This window comes from Streptomyces sp. NPDC086023 (assembly GCF_044540325.1).
Lineage (GTDB): Bacteria > Actinomycetota > Actinomycetes > Streptomycetales > Streptomycetaceae > Streptomyces.
The window spans coordinates 150,348-171,511 of record NZ_JBITRX010000007.1 but is presented as its reverse complement, the minus strand read 5'-3'; the positions used below and the strand labels follow the sequence as shown (position 1 = coordinate 171,511).

Below are 21,164 nucleotides of genomic sequence, written 5' to 3'. Positions count from 1 at the left end.
TAAACACTTCTGACCTGCATAAACAACTCTCTAGTGTAGAAGTGTAGAAACAGACCCCAAACTCATAATCGATAAGAGTTTCCTAGTCGATTACGAAACTGACCCTCAGATCTACACTTCTACATACGCCCAAGGTTTGGCCCCTCTTCTGCTGCCCCGCAAAAGTATTTTCTGTGAGCTGCATCACGCGCCGGCTGCTCTCGGCGATTTTGGGACTCCGAGGGCACACCAAGGGCAATCGACTCACTAGATATATTCGAGACCACCTTTAGCGTCTCTCGCGGGTCTGCCACTGACAACCGCCCGCCCCACATACGCCCGTGCGGGGGTTAATCCGTACGCAGGCCCCAACCTGATGGGTTGAGCGCCCTTACCGAACGTGGCAGATCGGTAAGTGTGGCTCCCTGTCGGGTTGGGGCCTTTTCTCATATCTGCCACGAGAAAGACTTACCATGTCTGCCGAATCTGATTACCACGCCATGCACCGTCGACTAGACGCAATGAGGCTGCCCGCTAAGTATCACCCGTGCGCCTGGTGCCTCCTGACTGCTGACCAATGGGCGTATCTGTGGAATGACCCGAACGAACGCCACGGGACTGGGCGGGTGCATCGAGTCTGGTCTGAGGACAGCCGCAATTACGTTGCGATGTGCCGAAGTTGTCATCGGAAGTTTGATCAGGCACACCGGCGTGTCGGACGTGAGGGTCTGGCGGACGCCGTTGCCCCGCTCAAGGAGGCCGCATGCGCCGCTGTGAGCCCCGAACGCCGAGCCGTTGAGGCCAGGGGTCGGGAAGCCAGCGCGAAGGCTGCACACGCCTTTCTAGACGCGCAGGAAATGAAGCCGCGACGAAGCCGGTTGGGTCGTCCTCCTGCCAGTGCTGTGCGCGCTACCCATGCGCTTATGTGCCGTGCCTACGCAAGGGAGCAGGCGTGAGTTTCGCCGAAATCCTCCTAGCCGCATTTCTCGCCTTCGCCATCTACGCACTGATGCGTGGCGTCGGTGTTACCTGACTCCGCTGATTAGACGTCAGCGGTACCGGGGGCTTGGCATGGCCCCCGGCCTTTCGGGAAAGGGGGCCCCGGTCATTCTTCAACAGAGTGGCCGGGGCGTTTTCCATCACCACACTTCCCCGCCGTTCCCGGGCTGTCCGATGCCCCGGACCGGTTGAGCGGCGGGGAGCAATGTTAGGGCATCCAACATGAATTTTCTTGAAGGTCTTTCAGACCGACTTTTCGCATCAACCCAAATGGTCGCGCAGCTCCATGGCCAAGGGGCCCGCACAAAGATTCCGTCCGGCATCCTCGCTGAGATCCTTTGGCTGGACGCTGCCGAGCTAGCGCAGCTTTACGGCGACACGATGACAGCCAGTGAGGCTGTCACGTATGTACGGCAATCCCACCCGAATCACATCCTGCTGACCATCCTGAACGGGGGTAACGACCGTGGCTGAACCTGTGGCAGAGCAGAATTCCGCACTACCCGAGTCGCCCCCGGATGGGCAGGGCGAAGCCACTGAGCCCACCAATGGGAATAGGGAAGCGGCGAAGTACCGCACGAAGCTGCGTGAGGCCGAGGCGAAGCTAGAAGCCACTGAGAAGCGCGTGAATTCCCTCCTGCGTGCTCAGGTTGAATCGCTGGCCGCTAAGGAACTGAGCGTTGCCTCAGACCTTTTCGATATTGGCGGGACCAGCATTGACGACCTGACCGACCCGGAAGGAAACGTCATGCCGGGCGCGGTAGACGCTGCCGTTAAAGCGCTACTAGCGAAACGCCCTGGCCTGCGAAATGGGCCTGCCCCGTGGGGTGACGTTGGCGGAAATCGTCGGGGCGTGTCTCTTCCTGATTCTCCGCCAACGATGCTAGAAGCGCTCAAGTTCACGCGCCGCTAGACACAAGAGGAATGGATGAGCGCTAGCGCTGGTGCTCATCCTCCTACAACTGAATACCACCTACCGACTTTTGTAGGTGCCTTTTGAGAATCCGCTAGTGCCCCAGGTGGGCGGCGGATTTCTCACGTTTGGGCCTGGTGCCCGCTCCATTCGCTGTCAGGTACAGCGGGCAACTAATCGCGCGGCACTCGCGCTTCCGCTCAAACGCAAAGGTCTTTACGCATGTCTATGCTCACCACCAGTTCCGGCGCTTCGACTGTTCTACCAGTTGAATACGGCGAGATTGTCACTAAGCCCGTCGAGGCACTATCCGTCGCCTACCTCACCGGCACTAAGGTTCTGACCAGTTCCAACAGCTACGAAATTCCGATCCTTGCGTCGGATGTGACTGCTGGCGCTGTTGCTGAGGGCGCGGAAATCACGCCGTCTGATGCCGCCTTCAACCCGCTTCGGGTTACTCCGGCCAAGTTCGCCGGTCTGACCATCATCAGCCGTGAGCTTGCCGACGATGCCAACCCGTCTGCGGCTGACCAGGTTGGTCGTTCCATTGCCCGGCAGATTGCGAACAGCGTCGACAACTCGCTATTCAATGCGCTCTCGGCACCAAACCCGGCGGGCTTTGCTTCACTGGCAGGTATCTCGACGGTTGGGGCTCCGGTTACTTACGCCAACCTTGACCCCTTCGAAGAGGCCATTTCTAAGTCCGAGGCTGCCGGTGGTCGGATTACTCACTGGGTTAGCGGCGCTGCCACTGCCCTTGAGATTGCGAAGCTCAAGGATGCCAGCGGTTCTAACCGTGGCCTTCTCAACCCGGATCTAGCTGTTGAGGGTCGGCGTACGATTCTTGGCCGTCCGGTGGTCGTTTCCCCGTACGTTCCGGCGGATGTGGTCTACGGAATCAGTAAGGATGACTTCCTTGTTGTGACCCGCGAGGACACGCGTCTTGACGTCGACCACTCGGCCTACTTCTCGTCTGACCGTGTGGGCGTTCGCGGCACCATGCGTGTGGCATTCGCTATGCCGGTTCCTGCGGCTCACGTGCGTATCACCAACGCTGCCTCCTAAGCGCTAACGCGCACCTGATCTAGCCCCGGTCCCTACCAGTGCGGGGCCGGGGCTTTTCTCTTTTCCGAAAGGAAGACCGCGTGACGGAACAGTGGGAAGCCACGCAGCGGCTATTCAGCGTGCTAGGAGCAGACACATTGTGCGCCGAGTGTCAGTCTCCGGCCTACGTTGCGAAGGGCCCGGAATTTGAGCGGCTGGCCTGCGGGCCGTGTGCTGGTATGGCCACCTACAGGCAGCGATTGGATGACGGCCGCATGGTGGGCCGCTGGTTCTCTCCTCGCTGGGCAAACAACCTTCCCTTCTGAGAATCAGCCCAGAATGCCGGCGTGAGGCCCCTCCCCCTCTCACCAGCGACTATGCCCCTGCCCTACGCCTGCCGCCCCCTTCGCTGCCGCTACGCTCCCCGGTCACGGGTAGGCACTCAGACCCTTGGAACAGCCATGCCCCGAAAGCCCAAGACGCCATGCAGTCAGCCAGGTTGTAGCCAACTCACGGATGGCGGTCCGTGCGCTGAACACAAGAGGCAGAGAGAACAGCAGCGAGGATCAGCGAATAAGCGTGGTTACGACGTTGGATGGCAGCGGAAGCGAAAGGCTTACCTGTACGCGAATCCATGGTGTGTGTTGTGCAGTCGGCATGCGAACGTCGCGGATCATTGGCCATTGAGTCGTAAGCAATTGCTGGCAAGAGGCGAGCCAATGCCTGATGCACCAAAGCACTTGAGGCCGTTGTGCGCTGCCTGCCACAACAAGGAAACGGCCAAGCATCAGCCGGGCGGATGGGCTGCCGAGAACGTGCAGCCGAACCCTGATGACGTTCCGCCGTTCTGACTCACTGCTGCACCCCTACCCCCTGGGGGGTGGCCCGAGCCCCCTTTCGCGCGAGACCGACAGGGAGGGGAATCCCTAGCCCCGGCGCTGTGCACGTTTTTGGAATCTCATTCCAGCCCGTGAGCTCTATCCACACTTTGAGGAGTCGCCATCATGGCTGACCGATACCGCCCAAAGCCCGCACTCCAGCGAATGCGGGAAGGCAACCCCGGCAGGAAGACCATCAGGGAAGGAGTGGTGATCCCGCGCGCTGTCCTTATGGAGCCCGATTGGTCGGCCGTCTTCCAGCGGTCGAAGCATGCCAGCGTGGAAGTCGAGAATGCCCGTTGCCGCGAAATGGCTTCCGAGGAATGGCGGCGCATTGTTCCGATACTCGAAGTTTCAGCGGGCATTGGCGAAGTGGACCATTCCACCGTCAAGGATCTCTGTGTGTGTGTCGCGCGAATCGACCAGTGTGAGCGTGAGCTTTCTGAGCGCGGACTCATGGTTACCGCTGAGCGAGGAACTGTGAAGAACGGCGCAGCCACGATTGCTGGTCAGTATCGGTCGCAGCTTGCCCGCTATATCCGTGAACTAGGGCTGAGTCCGTCTGCCCGTACTGCGATCACTGCTCCTCAGCCTGCCGACAGCGATGACGACGTTTGGGATTGACCCCGGCCCGGTTTCTGGCGGTGCGTCAGGGTGTTGTCTGCGCGGTTTTCTCATTGCCATAGCGGCTGGTGCCTTTGATCAAAAGGTGGACTTTTCGCCGGCTGGGGGACCCGGGGTGCCGCTTGCCCAGTCGCCCCAAGGGTTCTCCCCGCCTTTGATTCAACGACCTGCCCCCGTGGCCGCTCCCGTGTTGGGGCTGGCTGCGGGGGCTTTCGCGTTTCAGGAGCCCTCTACCTCGGCCATGAGTAGCCGGAGGGTCAGGGAGTGCTTTTCCGGGGGCAGTGCATCGAGTGCAGCCCGCGCATAGGCCACCCCTCCCGATACGTCGCCAGAGCGGGCAAGCATGAGTCCTCGGTGCATTTCAAGATGGGTGGCGAACCGAGGCAGCGACGCGGGCAGCTCTCGCCGTGCGGCATCCTGTGCGGCTACCGCTGTGGTCTCGTCCCCGAGGCGAGCAGCGAGAAGCGAGATGAAGACGTTGAGCCTCCACCAGGGCACGGCGTAATCGCTGGTCTGCTCGTGCGATCCGGCTTTGTCGAATACGCGCCGCCCCTCTTCCATGAGCTTCCGGGCCGTGGCGATGTCGCCCCGGATCGCTGCTGCGTGCGCCTTCCCGTAGATCGCGTTCAGGAGTCCCAGCGACGGCCGGTCACTGATCGCCATTGCTTGATCGGCCAGAACGTCAGCGACGCCGAGTGATGCCCCCTCGTACCCGAGGGCAATGGCCGCTCGACCCCGGACCCACACTCGCGCATCGTCGTCGCCGGACTGGTCTGCTGCCTCTGCTGCCATGCGGTACCACTGCACAGCCTTGGAGCCGTCCGAGCCGGGAAATGTCTTGGCGTAGAGGGTCATGAGCCGGGCGGCCACCGACCACAATCGGGGTTCGTCCAACTGCTGTTGAACTACAACGAGTTCGCCGGATACGCGCCGTTGAATGTCGGCAGCGCCAAGGCTCATGTACTCCGTGCCGTACGTGGCTAGCTTGGCCTCCCACGACTCCGCAGAAGGCCCCCCTTGGAGCCGGGCGGCGAATCCCACGCTCAGCAGGTCTGAGGCCACCAGGGGCGCTATCGCGGCTCCGGCCGCATCGGTCAGGAATGTACGGCGCTTCACTTCACCCTCTAGAGCGGCTAGGGGCACGTCCAGGACGGCCGACAGGCACCGGAGGTAGTAGGCCCCCGGAGTCACCTTGGAACGCTCCCAGCGGCTCACGTACTCCCGGTCAAGGTTCGTCCCGAAGGCGTCATTGATCGCTGACGCTAGCCGCCCCTGACTCCAGCCGCGAGCCTTGCGTAGATCCTGGATCAGCACCCCGATAGCCATGGCCCCATCTTGCCCCTATCGCTGCCACTAGACAGGGCAAGGCCAGTTATTCGAAAGGCACTTGCCCCTAGAAATGCCCCTACTTGAGGCCGGTGTTCGGCGGGAACATCGGTGGACCGAGACGCGAGGGGACGGCGGGACATGGCAGGAACGACCGAGACCGACGCAAGGCTTTGGGAGTACGAGACTTTTGCCCCGGCGGGGGAGACGTGCCCGTCCTGCCTCAAGCCGGTAAGGACTTTGGACCGTTGCCGCCGTGGTTCCATCCCCCGCGCATCCGGACCTGATGTGGTCGTTTACCGGCACATCGACTGTGAGGACCCCAGGGGCGAGAAGCGCCGGAAGGCTCGGCGGTGACCCGCGCCGTTCTTCGGTTCGCCACCCACCGGATCAGCCGGGATCAGGGCGAGAAGGTCGCAGCGTCGGCAGTGTGCCGCACAGAGGGCTGTAGCTGGCTCACAGGGCCCGTGGAGGACCCATCCGCTGTAGAGGTCGCCTGCATGGAGCACACGGGCCGTACGGGGCATCAGGGCTTCGCCCGGCGGTTCGAAGACGTGGCCCTTGTTGAGCGGATTGAGGGGTCCTGACCCAGGATTCCCACTCTTCCCGTGATCGCGGCGGCGCGGGGCGGTAGGGGTGGGAGGACAACCCGGGCAGTTGGGTCACGCCGATGGCCCGGCTGACCGGACAGCAACACTCCCGATCGGATAAGCCCAGGGCAGGGACAGGCCGTGTCCCGTCTGAGCTGACGTGCTCAGGCTCTCGCCCCGGTCCGCCCTCGTAGGCGGGGTGCCACTTCTCTTGGGAAGCGGTGAGGGTGTCGCTGCTAGCCCCGTCTGACTCCTTACCCCGGGGAGTTCAGGCGGGGCTGTCTGTGGTCCCCGTAGGCTGGCCAGCATGGCTGAAGAGACCCGGCTAGCACTCGTCCGGCGGGCACGGAAGATCAACCGTGCGCTTGCCGATGTGTACCCGTATGCGCACTGCGAGCTAGACCACGTGAACGCGTGGCAACTGTTGGTAGCGACGGTGCTCAGCGCCCAGACGACGGACCTGCGTGTGAACCAGGTGACCCCGGCGCTGTTCGCGAAGTACCCCCGGCCCGCTGATCTCGCCGGGGCCGACCCGGTAGACGTAGAGGAGCTGATCCGGCCCACGGGGTTCTTCCGCGCCAAGACTCGAAGCATCACGGGGCTTGCCGCTGCGATCGTCGCTGACTTTGACGGCATGGTTCCCAAGACCACGGCTGACCTGGTGAAACTTCCCGGTGTCGGTCGGAAGACCTCGTTCGTCGTGACCGGCAATGCGTGCGCCTGCGATGACAGCCGGGCGGGTGATCCTGACCATGGTGCTAATGTGCACACCCCCTTCGGGGTACCGGGCATCACCGTGGACACGCATTTCGGGCGGCTGGTGCGGCGCTGGAAGTGGACCGAGCAGGAGGACCCCGAGAAGGTCGAGGCGGAGATCTGCGCGATCTTCCCCAAGAGCGAGTGGACGATGCTCTCCCACCGCGTGGTCTTCCACGGCCGCCGGATCTGCCACTCCCGCAGGCCCGCCTGCGGCGCCTGCCCCATCGCCCCGCTCTGCCCGGCGTACGGCGAGGGCGAGACGGACCCGGAGAAGGCGAAGAAGCTGCTCAAGTACGAGATGGGCGGCCAGCCCGGTCAGCGTCTGAGCCCGCCGGCGGACTACCCGGGCAAGCCCGCGGCCCCGCTGGGTGCCGCCGGGTGACGCCGGGAGCCGCCCCGGGAGGCGGTGCGTACGGGGGTACGGGCGGCAGCCCCGCCCGGTACGGCGAGGAACGAATCCGGTCCCGGGCTGCGTTGTGCCAGCGAGCGGGGAACCAGCGAACGGGGTGCCGATGACAGGGGCGACGAGGGCGGGCCAGGCCGGGGACGGCGTGGCGGTGACCACCCAGGGGCTGCCGGCCTGGCTGGACCCCGTGGTCGAGGCGGTCCGCACGGTCCGGCCGACGCAGCTCAGCCGGTTCCTGCCGCCCGCCGGCGGGCGGGGCCGCCAGTCGGCCGTGCTCATCCTCTTCGGGGAGGGGGCCGCGGGCCCCGAGCTGCTGCTGATCGAGCGCGCCGGCACCCTCCGCTCCCACGCGGGCCAGCCCTCCTTCCCCGGCGGCGCGCTGGACCCCGAGGACGGCGACCCGCACGACTCCGGCCCGCTGCGCGCCGCGCTGCGGGAGGCCGAGGAGGAGACCGGGCTCGATCCAACCGGCGTGCAGCTCTTCGGAGTGCTGCCGAAGCTCTACATCCCGGTGAGCGAGTTCGTCGTCACGCCGGTGCTGGGGTGGTGGCGCGAGCCCAGCCCGGTGGCCGCGGTCGACCCGGCCGAGACGGCCCGCGTCTTCACGGTTCCCGTGGCGGATCTCACGGACCCGGCCAATCGCGCCGTGACGGTGCACCCGAGCGGCCACCAGGGGCCCGCATTCCTGGTCGAATCGGCTCTGGTCTGGGGTTTTACCGCCGGAGTGATCGACAGGATCCTGCACTTCTCGGGCTGGGAACGCCCCTGGGACCGCAGCCGGCAGGTCCCGCTCGACTGGCGCGCATGAGACGGTGGCCCACGTGAACGTGCTCGACCAGCTGAACGGGCTGGACTTCCTCCTGCTGGTCGCCGCGGTGTGGTTCGCGATCATCGGATACCGCCAGGGCTTCGTCGTCGGCATCCTCTCGGTGATCGGCTTCCTCGGCGGCGGCCTGATCGCCGTGTCCGTGCTGCCGTGGATCTGGAACCAGGTCACGGACAGCGCCGAGGTGAACACGACGGCCGCGATCATCGCCGTCGTGGTGGTGATCATCTGCGCCTCGGTGGGCCAGGCCTTCACCACGCACCTCGGGAACCGGCTGCGCAGGCACATCACCTGGTCGCCCGCGCGCGCCCTCGACGCCACGGGCGGGGCCCTGGTGAACGTGGTGGCCATGCTGCTGGTGGCCTGGCTTATCGGTTCTGCACTGGCCGGCAACCCCACCAACACGCTGGGCAAGCAGGCCAACAAGTCCCAGGTCCTGTACGGGGTCTCACAGCTGATGCCCCAGCAGGCCGGCACGCTGTTCTCCGACTTCAGCTCGATCCTGGCGCAGAACGGCTTCCCGCAGGTGTTCAGCCCGTTCTCCAACGAGCCCATCACCGAGGTCAAGGCGCCCGACCCGGCGCTCGCCGACAGCCCGGTCGCGCAGCGCGCCAAGCGGTCCATCGTGAAGGTCGTCGGCACCGCACCGAGCTGCAGCAAGGTCCTCGAAGGCACCGGCTTCGTCTTCGCCGACCGCAAGGTGATGACCAACGCCCACGTGGTCGGCGGCGTCGCGGCGCCCACCGTCCAGATAGGCGGCGAGGGCCGGCTCTACGACGCGAAGGTCGTCCTCTACGACTGGCAGCGGGACATCGCGGTGCTGGACGTGCCGAAGCTCCGGGCCCCGGCCCTGGAGTTCACCGGCTCCGACGCGCACAGCGGCAGCGGCGCCATCGTCGCCGGCTTCCCCGAGAACGGCTCGTACGACGTACGGGCGGCCCGCGTACGCGGCCGGATCAACGCCAACGGGCCCGACATCTACCACCGCGGCACCGTCCGCCGCGACGTGTACTCCCTGTACGCGACGGTCCGCCAGGGCAACTCCGGAGGACCCCTGCTCACGCCCGAAGGCAAGGTGTACGGCGTGGTCTTCGCCAAGTCGCTCGACGACCCGAACACCGGCTACGCGCTGACCGCCGACGAGATCCGGGACGACATCGAAGAGGGCATGACGGCCCGCCAGCGGGTCGACAGCCAGGGCTGCGCGCTCTGACCCTGCGGGCCCGGGTGACCGGGAGGGAACACCTGTCCCTCGAACGGCCAAATGCCCGGTGCATAGGCCAATTGGCCCTCCCCCGGGCGGTTACCGACCTTGGGTCACGGGCAGACGTCGAGGTATGGGCTGGACGCACGACTTCGGTGACTCCGCACGCAACCGCCGCTCAGCAGCGCCGCTGGGCTCCCGCGAGAGGGCAGGCGGGCCCGCACAGGGCCCCGACCCCCGTCTCGGCATCCCGCGTATCCTCCGCCGCCGCGCCCGCTGGGTCTCGGCACGCCTGAGGCACCAGCGCACCAGCTAGGCCGGGTCCCCGGAGCACGCCGGGCCCGCGGACGGGGCCGGGCCCGTCGACCCGGGCGGGTCAGCGGTCCGGTTCCGGGTCCTTGAGCCAGTTGATCAGCTCCGTGGAGAACGCCACCGGGTCCTCCTCGTGGGGGAAGTGCCCGAGGCCGTCGAAGAGGCGCCACCGGTAGGGCGCCTCGACGTACTCGCCGGACCCCGCGGCGCTGCGCGTACGCATCACCGGATCCAGCGATCCGTGCAGGTGCAGCGTGGGCACCCGGACCGGGCGCTTCATCCGGCGGTTGAACTGCACGCCGTCGGGACGGGCCAGGGAGCGGACCATCCAGCGGTACGGCTCGATCGAGCAGTGCGCCGTCGACGGGATGCACATGGCCCGCCGGTACACCTCGACGTCCTCGTCCTCGGGCAGCCGCGGACCGGACCAGTCGCGGATCAGCTGTCCCACCAGGGCGCCGTCGTCCGCGACCAGGCGCCGCTCGGGCAGCCAGGGCCGCTGGAAACCCCACACGTAGGAGTTGGCGCGGCTCTGCGCGAAGTCGGAGAGCATCGCCGAGCGCCAGCGGCGAGGGTGCGGCATGGACGACACCACCAGGCGGCGCACCAGCTTGGGCCGCATCACGGCGGCGGTCCACGCCAGGTAGCCGCCCAGGTCGTGGCCGACCAGGGCGGCGTCCGGCTCGCCGAGGGACCGTACGACGCCGGTGATGTCGAGGGCCAGGTTGGCGGGGTCGTAGCCGCGGGGGGTGCGGTCGCTGCCGCCCACCCCGCGCAGGTCCATCGCGACGGCCCGGTAGCCCGCGTCGGCCAGTGCCACGAGCTGGTGGCGCCAGGTCCACCAGAACTGGGGGAAGCCGTGCAGCAGCAGCACCAGCGGCCCGTCACCCAGCTCGGCGACGTGGAAGCGCGCCCCGTTGGCGGCCACGTCCCGGTGCGTCACCTGCGCGCCCGGGATGTCGATCCGGGCCGCCGTGGCGGCGGTGGGGGGATTGCTCGCGTCGGAGGAGGGGGCCGTCATGAGGACGAGCGTGCCACACCCACGGCGCGGTCACCGACCGGCCGCGGGTGCGGCTTGACGGTCCCGACGAGCGCCGCGGTCTCCTTCACCGAGGCGATGGTCCGCTCCGGCGGTGACACCTTCTTGAACTTCGACACGGCCAGCAGCGCCGCCACCCCGGCGACCAGCAGGAACGCCACGCCCACGATCAGGAAGGACCAGGCCAGGCCCAGCCCCAGGTTGTGGATGCCGTAGGCGGCGGCGAAGCTCAGCACCGGGATCGAGAAGAGCGCGAGCACACCGGCCACGCCGATGGCGGTGCCGCCGATGCCCACGCGCTTGGCGTCCTCGCGCAGTTCGGCCTTGGCCAGGGCGATCTCGTCGTGCACCAGGGCGGACATCTCGGCGGTGGCCGAGGCGACCAGCTGGCCGAGACTGCGCTCGGCCGCTCCAGGCGCCCCGTGGTCCACTGCGCTCATCGGTCTCTCCCTCGATCGGTCCGGTGGGGGCGGCTCCCAGCGGTGGCTGGGGCACTGTGCTCAGATCATGCCGGACTGTCGCCTTCGCCGCTGGACCCGGCAGGGACTTCGGCCACGTGCGGCGCCGCCGCGAGCTCGGCCCGGCGCCGGTGTTCGGCCGCCTTGCGCTCGTAGATCGCCGCCATCCGGAGGTGGTAGTCGGGGTTGTGCTCCTCGTAGATGTCCGGGATGCCGTCCTCGTCGGCGTCGAGCTCCTCGGCCTCGGTCAGCGCCCGGTACCTGCGGTCGCGCATCTTCAGCAGGACGCATGCGAGGACCGCCGCGATCAGGGAGCCCATCAGGACGGCGGCCTTGATCTCGTCGGTCAGGACCGGGTCCCCGGCGAAGGCGAGCTCGCCGATCAGCAGCGAGACGGTGAAGCCGATGCCGGCCAGCGAGGCCACGGCGAACACGTCCGGCCAGGCCAGGTCCGGGTTCAGCTCGGCCTTGGTGAAGCGGGCGGCCAGCCAGGTGCCGCCGAAGATTCCCAGGGCCTTGCCCACCACCAGGCCGAGGACCACGCCGAGGGTCTCGGGCCGGGTGAAGACCTGCGCGATCGCCTCGTCGGAGAGGGAGACACCCGCCGAGAACAGCGCGAAGAGGGGGACGGCGAGACCGGCGGAGAGCGGCCGGACCAGGTGCTCGATGTGCTCGCCGGGTGACTGCTCCTCGCCCTCCCTGCGGGTGCAGCGGAGCATCAGGCCCATGGCGACGCCGGCGATCGTGGCGTGCACGCCGCTGTTGTACATGAGGCCCCAGATGGCCAGGGCCAGCGGCACGTACACGTACCAGCCGCGTACGCCCGCGCGCAGCAGGAACCAGAACAGGACCAGGCCCACGACCGCGCCGGCGAGCGGCAGGAAGCTGATCTCGCTGGTGAAGAACACCGCGATGATCAGGATCGCGAACAGGTCGTCCACCACGGCGAGGGTGAGCAGGAAGGCGCGCAGCGCCGACGGCAGCGAGGTGCCGATGACCGCCAGGACCGCGAGCGCGAAGGCGATGTCGGTGGCGGTGGGCACGGCCCAGCCGTCCATCGAGCCGCTGCCGAGGATGTTGACCAGGGCGTACACCAGTGCGGGCACGGCCATGCCGCAGATGGCGGCGATGACGGGCAGGGCGGCGGCCTTGGGGTCGCGCAGGTCTCCGGCGACCAGCTCCCGCTTGAGCTCGATGCCGGCCACGAAGAAGAAGATCGCCAGCAGGCCGTCGGCCGCCCAGTGCTGGACGGACAGGTCCAGGCCCAGTGCGGCCGGGCCGAAGTGGAAGTCCCGGACGGTGGCGTAGCTGTCGGATACGGCCGGGATGTTCGCCCACAACAGGGCGGCGATGGCTGCCACCAGGAGCAGGACGCCGCCCACGGTCTCGGCGCGCAGCGCGTCGGCCACGAACCTGCGCTCGGGCAACGAGAGGCGGCCGAGCAGCTTGCGGTTCTGGTTGTCGGTGGGTGCGGGCGCGGCCACGGTGGGGCACCTCCGGGGTGGTCGACGGCATGGCTGACGCTGTTGCCGACCAGACTTCCCGGCACACCCAGAGACTTCGAACGTCAAACTTTGACGCTTTCCTTACCTTACCGGGTGCGGCCGTGGAGTCATATCGGGTGATCTTCACCCTAAATGCCGGGAGGGCATCCGGCGCGTCACGCGCCGGATGCCCTCCCGTGTCCGATCGCCCCGCGGGGGGCCCGGACTCAGTCCTCGCTGCCCGCGCTGGGGAGCTTGGTCTGGATCAGGTCCATCACCGAGGAGTCGGTGAGCGTGGTGACGTCGCCCAGCTCGCGGTTCTCCGCGACGTCGCGGAGCAGACGGCGCATGATCTTGCCGGAGCGCGTCTTGGGCAGCTCGGCCACCGGCAGGATCCGCTTGGGCTTGGCGATCGGGCCCAGGGTGGCGCCGACGTGGTTGCGCAGCTCGGCGACCAGGCCCTCGTCCTCGCTGGCGGAGCCGCGCAGGATGACGAACGCGACGATGGCCTGGCCGGTGGTCTCGTCGGCGGCGCCGACCACGGCCGCCTCCGCCACGGAGGGGTGCGAGACCAGCGCGGACTCGACCTCGGTGGTGGAGATGTTGTGGCCGGACACGAGCATGACGTCGTCGACGCGGCCCAGCAGCCAGATGTCGCCGTCGTCGTCCTTCTTGGCGCCGTCACCGGCGAAGTACTTGCCCTCGAAGCGGGACCAGTAGGTGTCGAGGAACCGCTGGTCGTCGCCCCAGATGGTGCGCAGCATCGACGGCCACGGCTCGGTGAGCACCAGGTAGCCGCCACCGCCGTCAGGAACCTCGCGGGCCTCGTCGTCGACGACGGTCGCGGAGATGCCGGGCAGCGGGCGCTGGGCCGAGCCGGGCTTGGTCTCGGTCACGCCGGGCAGCGGGGAGATCATCATGGCGCCGGTCTCGGTCTGCCACCAGGTGTCCACGATCGGGCAGCGGCCGCCGCCGATGTGCTCGCGGTACCAGACCCAGGCCTCGGGGTTGATGGGCTCGCCGACCGAGCCGAGCACGCGCAGCGAGGACAGGTCGAACTTGGCGGGGATGTCGTCCCCCCACTTCATGAACGTCCGGATCGCGGTGGGCGCGGTGTAGAGGATGGTGACGCCGTACTTCTGGACGATCTCCCAGAAGCGGCCCTGGTGCGGGGTGTCCGGCGTGCCCTCGTACATCACCTGGGTGGCGCCGTTCGCCAGCGGTCCGTAGACGATGTACGAGTGCCCGGTGACCCAGCCGATGTCGGCGGTGCACCAGTAGACGTCGCTCTCCGGCTTGAGGTCGAAGACGGCGTGGTGGGTGTAGGCGGCCTGGGTGAGGTAGCCGCCCGAGGTGTGCAGGATGCCCTTGGGCTTACCGGTCGTGCCCGAGGTGTAGAGGATGAAGAGCGGGTGCTCGGCGTCGAAGGCCTCGGGGGTGTGCTCGGTGGACTGGCGGCCGACCAGGTCGTCCCACCAGATGTCGCGGCCCTCGGTGAAGGCGGTCTCCTGGCCGGTGCGGCGGACCACCAGGACGTGCTCGACCTGCGGGCACTTGGCCACGGCCTCGTCGATGGCCGGCTTGAGCGCGCTGGGCTTGCCGCGGCGGTAGCCGCCGTCGGCGGTGATGACGAGCTTGGCGTCGGCGTCCTGGATGCGGGAGGCGACGGCGTCGGCGGAGAAGCCGCCGAAGACCACGGAGTGCGCGGCGCCGACGCGGGCGCACGCGAGCATCGCGACGACCGCCTCGGGGATCATCGGGAGGTAGACGGCGACGCGGTCGCCGGCCCGGACGCCCAGCTCGGTGAGGGCGTTCGCGGCCCTGGAGACCTCGTCCTTCAGCTCGGCGTAGGTGATCGCGCGGCCGTCACCCGGCTCGCCCTCGAAATGGATGGCGATCCGGTCGCCGTTGCCGGCCTCGACGTGCCGGTCGACGCAGTTGTACGCGACGTTGAGCTTGCCGTCCGCGAACCACTTCGCGAAGGGCGGGTTGGTCCAGTCGAGCGTCTCCGTCGGCTCGGTCGCCCAGGTCAGCCGCTGGGCCTGCGTGGCCCAGAAGCCCAGCCTGTCGGCCTCGGCCTGTTCGTACGCCGCCGCCGTGACGTTGGCGGTGGCGGCCAGATCGGCGGGGGGTGCGAACCGCCGCTCCTCCTTGAGCAGGTTGGCCAGGCTTTCGTTGCTCACCGACATCTCCCTTTCCCAGGGTGTCCGTTGTGTCCCGGGTCATAGCTCACCAGTCGAAGGGCCGGGTGACAAGGGGCAACGGGAAATTGGTTTAGACCTATAACCCGGTTGCGCGGCACCTCAGCACGACGGCCCCTCCCCGCTGCAGGGTGCGGGAAGGGGCCATACGGTCTCACGGACCGGGTGTCGGGGCGGTTCAGGCGTTCGCCTCCTCCAGCGCCGACCTCCGCTCGATTGACTCGTTTTCGACGGTCGGGGTGTCCTCGGTGGCCGGTTCCGGCCGCGCGGCGGCCCCGGGCTTCCGAACCGTCTCCGGCGTCTGGGCGAGTGCCATCCCCTCGAACGCTGCGTGCTGGTCCACTCCGGTGAAGACGTGGCTGTCGAAGAACTCGTCGCCCTCGGTCAGCAGGTACGCCTGCGCCTCGCCCACGTGGAAGTACATCCCGTGCAGCTCCAGCGTCCCCTCGGCGAGCCGGCGGGCCACCGATTCGTGCGCCCGCAGGTGCTCCAGCTGCATGACCACGTTGGTCAGGCACAGCTGCTCCACCGGGTCGGCGGGCAGCCGTCCGGAGATCCGCGCCCACGGGTGGTGCCGGCTCCCCATCCGCTCCAGGCTGGGCAGACCGTGGCGCAGCCAGCGCCGCAGGGGGGTGGCCGGAGCCCCGGGCGGGGTGGTCAGCAGCGCCTGCATCGCTCCGCAGCCCGAGTGGCCGCAGACCGTGATGCTGGACACCTGGAGGACGTCCACCGCGTATTCGATCGCCGCGGCGACCGAGTCGTCCGACGACGCGGCCCCCGGCAGCGGCACCAGGTTGCCGACGTTCCGCACCGTGAAGAGGTCGCCCGGACCGCTGGCCGTGATCATGCTGGTGACCAGCCGGGAGTCCGCGCAGGTGAGGAAGAGCTGGGAGGGCGTCTGGCCCTCGCGCGCCAGCCGGGCCAGTTCGCCGCGGACCAGTGGCGCGGTGTCCCGCTGGAAGGCGCTGAGGCCGCTGGCCAGCTTGGCTGCCCCGGGCCGGGGCTGGGCCTGCGGTGCCGTGCGGTGCTCGCAGTGGTTGCGCCAGGGGGTCCAGGGGTGGCAGCAGTGGTGGCCGCCCCGGCCCGCGCGTCCCGGTCCGGAGACCCGGGCGCCCGCGCGGCCGGTGACCTCCACCGTGCCGCCGTGGGCCAGCTGGATCTCCTGCCAGTCCTGGAGGGCCTCGTACGCGGCGTGGTCCATGAAGGAGCCGTCCAGTTCGACGACCACTCGTGCCTCCGGGGGGATCCGGTTCAGTTCCCGGCTCAGCCGGGGGACGGCAAGGAAGGTCAACTGGCCCCGGGCCCGCACGTGGTGGACGCCGTCCCGGACCTCGACGACGATCCGGGTGCGCGCCAGCCGCTGCAGGGCCACGGCGACCGCGACGCCGATGCCGAGTGCGACGCCCGCGAGTACGCCCAGCACGACGACCGCCGCCATGGTCACCGCGTACACGAGCACCTCGCGGTGGCGCGTGACGGTGCGCATGTGGGTGATGCTGACCATCTGCACGCCGACGGCCAGTACCAGCGCGGCGAGCGCGGCCAGCGGAATGAGGTCCAGCACCGGCACCAGCAGTCCGGCCGCGAGCAGCACCCACACGCCGTGCAGCACCGTGGAACGGCGGCTGCGCGCTCCGGACTTGACGTTCGCGACGCTCCGGACGGCGCCGCCCGCCACGGGCAGGCCGCCGAGTGCTCCGGAGACCACGTTCGCCAGGCCCTGCCCGCGCAGCTCGCGGTTGAGGGAGGCGCGCGGCGGGCGGTCGGCCGTGCGGCGCTCGACGGCGATCACCTTGTCGGTGGCCACGGCGGACAGCAGGGACTCGACGCTGCCGACCAGGGCGACGGCCACGACGGCGGTGGCGATCCCGAGGACCGGCCCCTCGGGCAGTCCGGCCAGGGCGTGGCTGCTCCAGGACGGCAGGTCCACCCGCGGCAGCCCGGGCCCCGCCAGTGCGGCGGCCGTGGTCGCCAGGGCCACGGCGACCAGCGCGGCCGGGGCCTTCCGCAGCGCGCGGCCGGCCCGCCCGGGCAGCCGCGGCCAGGCGAACAGGACCGTGAGGGTGAGGGCGCTGACCGCCAGCGCCCCCGGGTGCAGGTCCGCCAACTGGGCAGGCAGTTCGAGGAGGTTGGCTGCGGCTGAACTCTGGGGAGTGCCGCCGAGCACGATGTGCAGCTGTGCCACGACGATGGTCACGCCGATGCCGGCCAGCATGCCGTGCACGATGGCGGGGCTGACCATCAGGGCCGACCGGGCGGTGCGCAGCACGGCGAGGGCGACCTGAACGACGCCGGCCAGCACGGTGATGGCGCAGGTCGTGCGCCAGCCGTAGCGCTGGATGAGATCGGCGGTGACGACCGTCAGGCCCACCGACGCGCCGCTCACCTGGAGCGGTGCGCCGCCGAACCGGCCGGCCACGATGCCGCCGGCGGCGGCGGCGACCAGGCCGGCCTGGAGCGGCGCTCCGGTGGCGAGGGCGATGCCGAGAGAGAGTGGCAGGGCGATCAGGAAGACAGCGATCGACGCGGAGAAATCAGACACGGTTCCCGTCTCCTCCGGGGAAGGGGGTGTGGCGGCGGGAGCTCAGGCAGGGGTGGCCTGCGGAGGCGGTTTCTCAACACTCGGTAAACGGATCGTAATGCAGAGTAAAGTCCCGCGGTGGAGATAAGGGGCGAATGGGCTATAGCTTCGCTCTCATGGGTGAATAGGCGTTTTTTCCGGCTTGTCATACCTTTCCTCGGGTTCTTGCCGTGGGACGTTGCGGACGCCGGCCGGTTCGGCGGCATCCCACGAAGACCTGCAAGGAAAGGGGTGGGCGGATGAAGGCCGCCTCGAAGAAGATCGCCGGCGGCCTGGTCGCCACGGCGCTGGCGCTCGGCGTCGCGGGCTGCTCCGGTTCCGAGCCCCCGGCCAAGCGCCCGGCCCCCGGCCCCGGCGCCCTCAAGCCGGGTGCGAACCGCGGAGCCCCGGCCGCGCCCGCGCCGGGCAGCGTCCTCCGGCTCATCGGTGACGGCTCCACCTCGTACACCGGCGGCCAGCCGAACGTCACCGTCCCGCAGAAGCTCAAGCCCGGCGAGAAGCCGCCGCAGTTCGTGGTCTTTTCCTGGGACGGCGCCGGCGAGGACAGCCAGCGCCTCTTCTCGCACTTCCGCGAGGTGGGCAAGAAGCACAACGCCCGCATGACGTACTTCCTCAGCGGGGTCTACATGCTCCCCGAGGAGAAGCGGGAGATGTACGTCGCCCCGCGCCACGGTGCCGGACGCTCCGACATCGGCTTCGGCGACCTCCAGGGCATCAAGGACACCGCGTCACAGCTGCGCGGAGCCTGGCTCGACGGCAACGAGATCGGCACCCACTTCAACGGCCACTTCTGCGGCCCCGAGGGCGGGGTCGGCACCTGGTCCGTCGAGGAGTGGAAGAACGAGATCAACCAGGCCAAGTCTTTCGTGAAGAGCTGGAAGAGCAACGCCGGCCTCCAGAAGGAGAAGGCGCTGCCCTTCGACTACGACAAGGAGCTGATCGGCGCCCGCACCCCCTGCCTCGAAGGCCAGAAGAACTTCATGCTGGCGGCGAGGGACATGGGCTTCCGCTACGACTCCAGCGGCATCAGCAAGCAGGTCTGGCCCAAGAAGACCGACGGCCTCTGGGACCTGCCCCTCCAGCTGGTCCCGATGCCGGGCCGGGCCTTCGAGACCCTGTCCATGGACTACAACTACATGGTCAACCAGTCGGGTACGACCTCCCAGGGCGACCCGGCGCAGCACGAGTACTGGGGCGCCCAGATGCGCGACGGCCTGCTGAAGGCCTTCGACCGCGCGTACCACGGCAACCGCGCCCCGCTGATCATCGGCAACCACTTCGAGTCCTGGAACGGCGGCACCTACATGCGCGCCGTCGAGCAGGTCATCAAGGGCGTCTGCACGCAGAAGGAGGTCCGCTGCGTGCCCTTCAGGGAGCTGGCCGACTGGCTCGACGCCCAGGACCCCAAGTCCCTGGAGTGGCTGCGGACCCTGGACGTCGCCGAGGCGCCCAAGGAGGGCTGGGCGGCGTTCATGACCAGGGGCCCGGCCGCCCCGCCCGTCGCTCCCGCGGCGCCCCCGGCGGTCAGGCAGGCATCGGAGCAGTCAGAGGAGGACTGATCCGGCCGGCGGCCACCGGCTCCTCCCGGAGCACGAACCCGGGGTCGACCTGCTCCGCCAGGTCGGCCCCGGTCTTCGCGTTCCCCCAGCTCTCCGCGTTGCGCAGGTGGAAGTGGACCATCTGGCGCGTGTACCGCTCCCAGTCGCGCCGCTCGTACGCGTCGTCGGCCGCCTCCCGGAGTGCCGCGAGGGCCCGCCGGTTGGGCTCCTCCAGCAGCTCGAAGCGCGGCGGGCGGCCCTTCTCCATCGCCCGCACCCAGTCCGAGTGCCCCACCGTCACCAGCAGGTCCTCGCCCACCTCGGCGCGCAGGAAGTCCAGGTCGTCCTGCCCCTGCACCTTGTTGCCGACGACCTTCAGAGCGACGCCGAAGTCCCGCGCGTACTCCTTGTACTGGCGGTAGACGGAGACCCCCTTGCGGGTCGGCTCGGCCACCAGGAAGGTCATGTCGAAGCGCGTGAACATGCCCGAGGCGAAGGAGTCCGAGCCGGCCGTCATGTCGACGACCACGTACTCGCCCCGGCCGTCCACCAGGTGGTTCAGGCAGAGCTCCACCGCCCCCACCTTCGAGTGGTAGCAGGCCACGCCGAGGTCGGACTCGGTGAAGGGACCGGTGGCCATCAGCCGAACCGCACCCCCGTCGAGCGCCACGGCGCGGGCGCAGGCCGCGTACACCGGGTTGTCCTCGTCGACCCGCAGCAGGCGCGAGCCGCTGCCGGGCGGAGTCGTCTTGATCATCGTGTCCGCGGAGGAGATCCGCGGGTTGGAGCCGCGCAGGTACTCCTTGATGAGCGGGAGGTGTGCGCCCATCGCGGGCAGTGCCGCGGCCTCCTCCTCGGTGAGCCCGAGGGCGGCACCCAGGTGCTGGTTGATGTCGGCGTCCACCGCGACGACGGGGGCCTCGGCGGCGGCGAGGTGGCGGATGAAGAGGGAGGACAGCGTGGTCTTCCCGCTGCCGCCCTTTCCCACGAAAGCGATCTTCATGTTCACCTAGCGTAGTGGGTGCGTCGCGGTGAGTGGTCGAGGTGAGTGAAGAAGACCACTCCAACGTGGGGCGGCTGCTATGGGTGCGTAGGCTCCCTACTTATGAGTACGTCTGCCGATCCCCTCGCCGCCCTGGCCGCGCTCCCCGGCGTGCCGGAGGCCGTGGACTCCGTACGCAAGGCCGTCGACCGGGTCTACGGCCACCGTGTGATGCGCCGCCGGAGCGCGGAGATCACCTCCGAGGCCGCCCTGCGCGGCGCGCGCGGCAGCGCCGCGCTGTCCGGGGCGGACTGGGCCCTGGAAGAGGTCCGCCGGCGCACCGACTTCAGCGCCGACGACGAGGCCCGTACCGTCGGCGCCGCGCTGCGCCTGGCGGCCGAGGCCGGCCAACTCCTCAGCATCTGGCGCCAGTCGCCGCTGCGCGTGCTGGCCAGGCTGCACCTGGTGGCGGCCGGTGGGGCCCCGGCGGCTCCGGCGGGGGCCGGGGTGGACGTTCCGGGGGGTGCGGGTGACACCGTCGGGCGGCCGAGGCTGGCCGGCGAGCCGGTGGTCGAGCCGCTGGTGGAGCTGCCGCTGCCGGACGCGGACGAGGTCGCGGGGCGGCTGGACGGCCTGTCCCGGCTGATCATCGCGGGGGGCTCGGCCCCGGCGCTGGTCACCGCCGCGGTCGTGCACGGCGAGCTGGTGGCGCTGCGGCCGTTCGGTACGTACAACGGGCTGGTGGCGCGGGCCGCGGAGCGGATCGTGCTGATCAACAGCGGTCTGGACCCCAAGGCCATCTGCCCGGCCGAGGTCGGGCACGCCGAGCAGGGGAGCGAGGCCTACCTCGCGGCGCTGGACGGGTACGTCTCCGGCACCGCGGAGGGGATGGCGGCCTGGATCGCGCACTGCGGGCGGGCGGTCGAGCTGGGCGTCCGCGAGTCGACGGCGGTGTGCGAGGCGCTGCAGCGCGGCGCGGCGTAGGCGGCGGCGCGAAGACGCCCCCGGAACAGGGTTGCGG

At 68.7% G+C, this 21,164-nt stretch carries 16 protein-coding genes and 1 pseudogene; 10 read left to right on the top strand and 7 right to left on the bottom strand.

Annotated elements, in window-relative coordinates; translation table 11 throughout:
* The first annotated feature begins 1,200 nt into the window (after positions 1-1,200).
* From ACIF6F_RS16370 to ACIF6F_RS16355, 4 genes and pseudogenes are all read left to right on the top strand, one after another.
* Entirely contained in the window at positions 1,201-1,452 is a 252-nt protein-coding gene (locus ACIF6F_RS16370; RefSeq protein ID WP_399946911.1) for a hypothetical protein, read from the top strand.
* Positions 1,445-1,891: a hypothetical protein gene (locus tag ACIF6F_RS16365; RefSeq protein WP_399946909.1), complete on the top strand. Its 447-nt coding sequence runs from the start codon at positions 1,445-1,447 to the stop codon at positions 1,889-1,891. The genes ACIF6F_RS16370 and ACIF6F_RS16365 overlap by 8 nt, the downstream gene beginning before the upstream one ends.
* A gap of 216 nt (positions 1,892-2,107) precedes the next feature.
* Positions 2,108-2,956, top strand: a pseudogene (locus tag ACIF6F_RS16360) (phage major capsid protein); the annotation flags it as partial.
* Positions 2,957-3,939: 983 nt separating this feature from the next.
* Positions 3,940-4,437: a phage terminase small subunit P27 family gene (locus ACIF6F_RS16355; RefSeq protein ID WP_399946906.1), complete on the top strand. Its 498-nt coding sequence runs from the start codon at positions 3,940-3,942 to the stop codon at positions 4,435-4,437.
* A gap of 219 nt (positions 4,438-4,656) precedes the next feature.
* Here the strand turns inward: ACIF6F_RS16355 and ACIF6F_RS16350 are convergent, their stop codons facing one another.
* Complete coding sequence (locus ACIF6F_RS16350) at positions 4,657-5,763, bottom strand: helix-turn-helix domain-containing protein (RefSeq protein WP_399946904.1); 1,107 nt, start codon at positions 5,761-5,763, stop codon at positions 4,657-4,659.
* A gap of 897 nt (positions 5,764-6,660) precedes the next feature.
* Here ACIF6F_RS16350 and nth point away from each other — a divergent pair.
* From nth to ACIF6F_RS16330, 4 genes are all read left to right on the top strand, one after another.
* A complete protein-coding gene (gene nth, locus ACIF6F_RS16345; protein ID WP_399946902.1) occupies positions 6,661-7,494 on the top strand; it encodes an endonuclease III domain-containing protein in 834 nt (277 codons plus the stop codon).
* A gap of 130 nt (positions 7,495-7,624) precedes the next feature.
* Positions 7,625-8,326, top strand: coding sequence for an NUDIX hydrolase (locus tag ACIF6F_RS16340; protein ID WP_399946900.1), 702 nt, complete (start codon positions 7,625-7,627; stop codon positions 8,324-8,326).
* A 31-nt stretch (positions 8,327-8,357) separates the two neighbouring features.
* Positions 8,358-9,557 (top strand): MarP family serine protease, encoded by a 1,200-nt coding sequence (locus tag ACIF6F_RS16335; protein WP_399947261.1) that lies wholly within the window; start codon positions 8,358-8,360, stop codon positions 9,555-9,557.
* A 124-nt stretch (positions 9,558-9,681) separates the two neighbouring features.
* A complete protein-coding gene (locus ACIF6F_RS16330) occupies positions 9,682-9,864 on the top strand; it encodes a hypothetical protein (RefSeq protein WP_399946897.1) in 183 nt (60 codons plus the stop codon).
* 60 nt (positions 9,865-9,924) lie between these two features.
* Here ACIF6F_RS16330 and ACIF6F_RS16325 read toward each other — a convergent pair whose 3' ends face one another.
* The 5 genes from ACIF6F_RS16325 to ACIF6F_RS16305 form a co-directional block, all read right to left on the bottom strand.
* Positions 9,925-10,881, bottom strand: a complete 957-nt coding sequence (locus tag ACIF6F_RS16325; RefSeq protein WP_399946894.1) for an alpha/beta fold hydrolase — start codon at positions 10,879-10,881, stop codon at positions 9,925-9,927.
* A complete protein-coding gene (locus ACIF6F_RS16320) occupies positions 10,878-11,339 on the bottom strand; it encodes a phage holin family protein (RefSeq protein ID WP_399946892.1) in 462 nt (153 codons plus the stop codon). Before ACIF6F_RS16320 ends, ACIF6F_RS16325 begins: the two co-directional genes overlap by 4 nt.
* A gap of 65 nt (positions 11,340-11,404) precedes the next feature.
* On the bottom strand, positions 11,405-12,841 hold the full coding sequence (gene nhaA / locus ACIF6F_RS16315; protein ID WP_399946889.1) for a Na+/H+ antiporter NhaA: 1,437 nt from the start codon (positions 12,839-12,841) through the stop codon (positions 11,405-11,407).
* Positions 12,842-13,068: 227 nt separating this feature from the next.
* Positions 13,069-15,024, bottom strand: coding sequence for an acetate--CoA ligase (gene acs / locus ACIF6F_RS16310; RefSeq protein ID WP_399946886.1), 1,956 nt, complete (start codon positions 15,022-15,024; stop codon positions 13,069-13,071).
* 196 nt (positions 15,025-15,220) lie between these two features.
* Positions 15,221-17,584 (bottom strand): SulP family inorganic anion transporter, encoded by a 2,364-nt coding sequence (locus tag ACIF6F_RS16305; protein ID WP_399946884.1) that lies wholly within the window; start codon positions 17,582-17,584, stop codon positions 15,221-15,223.
* A 278-nt stretch (positions 17,585-17,862) separates the two neighbouring features.
* Here ACIF6F_RS16305 and ACIF6F_RS16300 point away from each other — a divergent pair, with 278 nt between their 5' ends.
* Complete coding sequence (locus ACIF6F_RS16300; RefSeq protein ID WP_399946882.1) at positions 17,863-19,182, top strand: hypothetical protein; 1,320 nt, start codon at positions 17,863-17,865, stop codon at positions 19,180-19,182.
* Here the strand turns inward: ACIF6F_RS16300 and ACIF6F_RS16295 are convergent.
* The gene (locus ACIF6F_RS16295; protein ID WP_399946880.1) at positions 19,148-20,164 is read right to left on the bottom strand and encodes an ATP-binding protein; all 1,017 of its coding nucleotides are present in this window, start codon (positions 20,162-20,164) and stop codon (positions 19,148-19,150) included. The genes ACIF6F_RS16300 and ACIF6F_RS16295 overlap by 35 nt on opposite strands.
* Before the next feature lie 102 nt (positions 20,165-20,266).
* On the opposite strand from ACIF6F_RS16295, the gene ACIF6F_RS16290 reads away from it, so the two are divergent.
* Complete coding sequence (locus ACIF6F_RS16290; protein ID WP_399946877.1) at positions 20,267-21,127, top strand: oxidoreductase; 861 nt, start codon at positions 20,267-20,269, stop codon at positions 21,125-21,127.
* Positions 21,128-21,164 lie beyond the last annotated feature (37 nt).

What these genes read in the sequence shown, in the direction of transcription:
- ACIF6F_RS16300 (WP_399946882.1), top strand. Translation starts at nt 17,863, where the DNA reads ATGAAGGCCGCCTCGAAGAAGATCGCCGGCGGCCTGGTCGCCACGGCG.
- ACIF6F_RS16295 (WP_399946880.1), bottom strand. Translation starts at nt 20,164, where the DNA reads ATGAAGATCGCTTTCGTGGGAAAGGGCGGCAGCGGGAAGACCACGCTG.
- ACIF6F_RS16350 (WP_399946904.1), bottom strand. Translation starts at nt 5,763, where the DNA reads ATGGCTATCGGGGTGCTGATCCAGGATCTACGCAAGGCTCGCGGCTGG.
- ACIF6F_RS16370 (WP_399946911.1), top strand. Translation starts at nt 1,201, where the DNA reads ATGAATTTTCTTGAAGGTCTTTCAGACCGACTTTTCGCATCAACCCAA.
- ACIF6F_RS16355 (WP_399946906.1), top strand. Translation starts at nt 3,940, where the DNA reads ATGGCTGACCGATACCGCCCAAAGCCCGCACTCCAGCGAATGCGGGAA.
- ACIF6F_RS16320 (WP_399946892.1), bottom strand. Translation starts at nt 11,339, where the DNA reads ATGAGCGCAGTGGACCACGGGGCGCCTGGAGCGGCCGAGCGCAGTCTC.
- ACIF6F_RS16330 (WP_399946897.1), top strand. Translation starts at nt 9,682, where the DNA reads ATGGGCTGGACGCACGACTTCGGTGACTCCGCACGCAACCGCCGCTCA.
- ACIF6F_RS16340 (WP_399946900.1), top strand. Translation starts at nt 7,625, where the DNA reads ATGACAGGGGCGACGAGGGCGGGCCAGGCCGGGGACGGCGTGGCGGTG.
- ACIF6F_RS16325 (WP_399946894.1), bottom strand. Translation starts at nt 10,881, where the DNA reads ATGACGGCCCCCTCCTCCGACGCGAGCAATCCCCCCACCGCCGCCACG.
- nth (WP_399946902.1), top strand. Translation starts at nt 6,661, where the DNA reads ATGGCTGAAGAGACCCGGCTAGCACTCGTCCGGCGGGCACGGAAGATC.
- ACIF6F_RS16290 (WP_399946877.1), top strand. Translation starts at nt 20,267, where the DNA reads ATGAGTACGTCTGCCGATCCCCTCGCCGCCCTGGCCGCGCTCCCCGGC.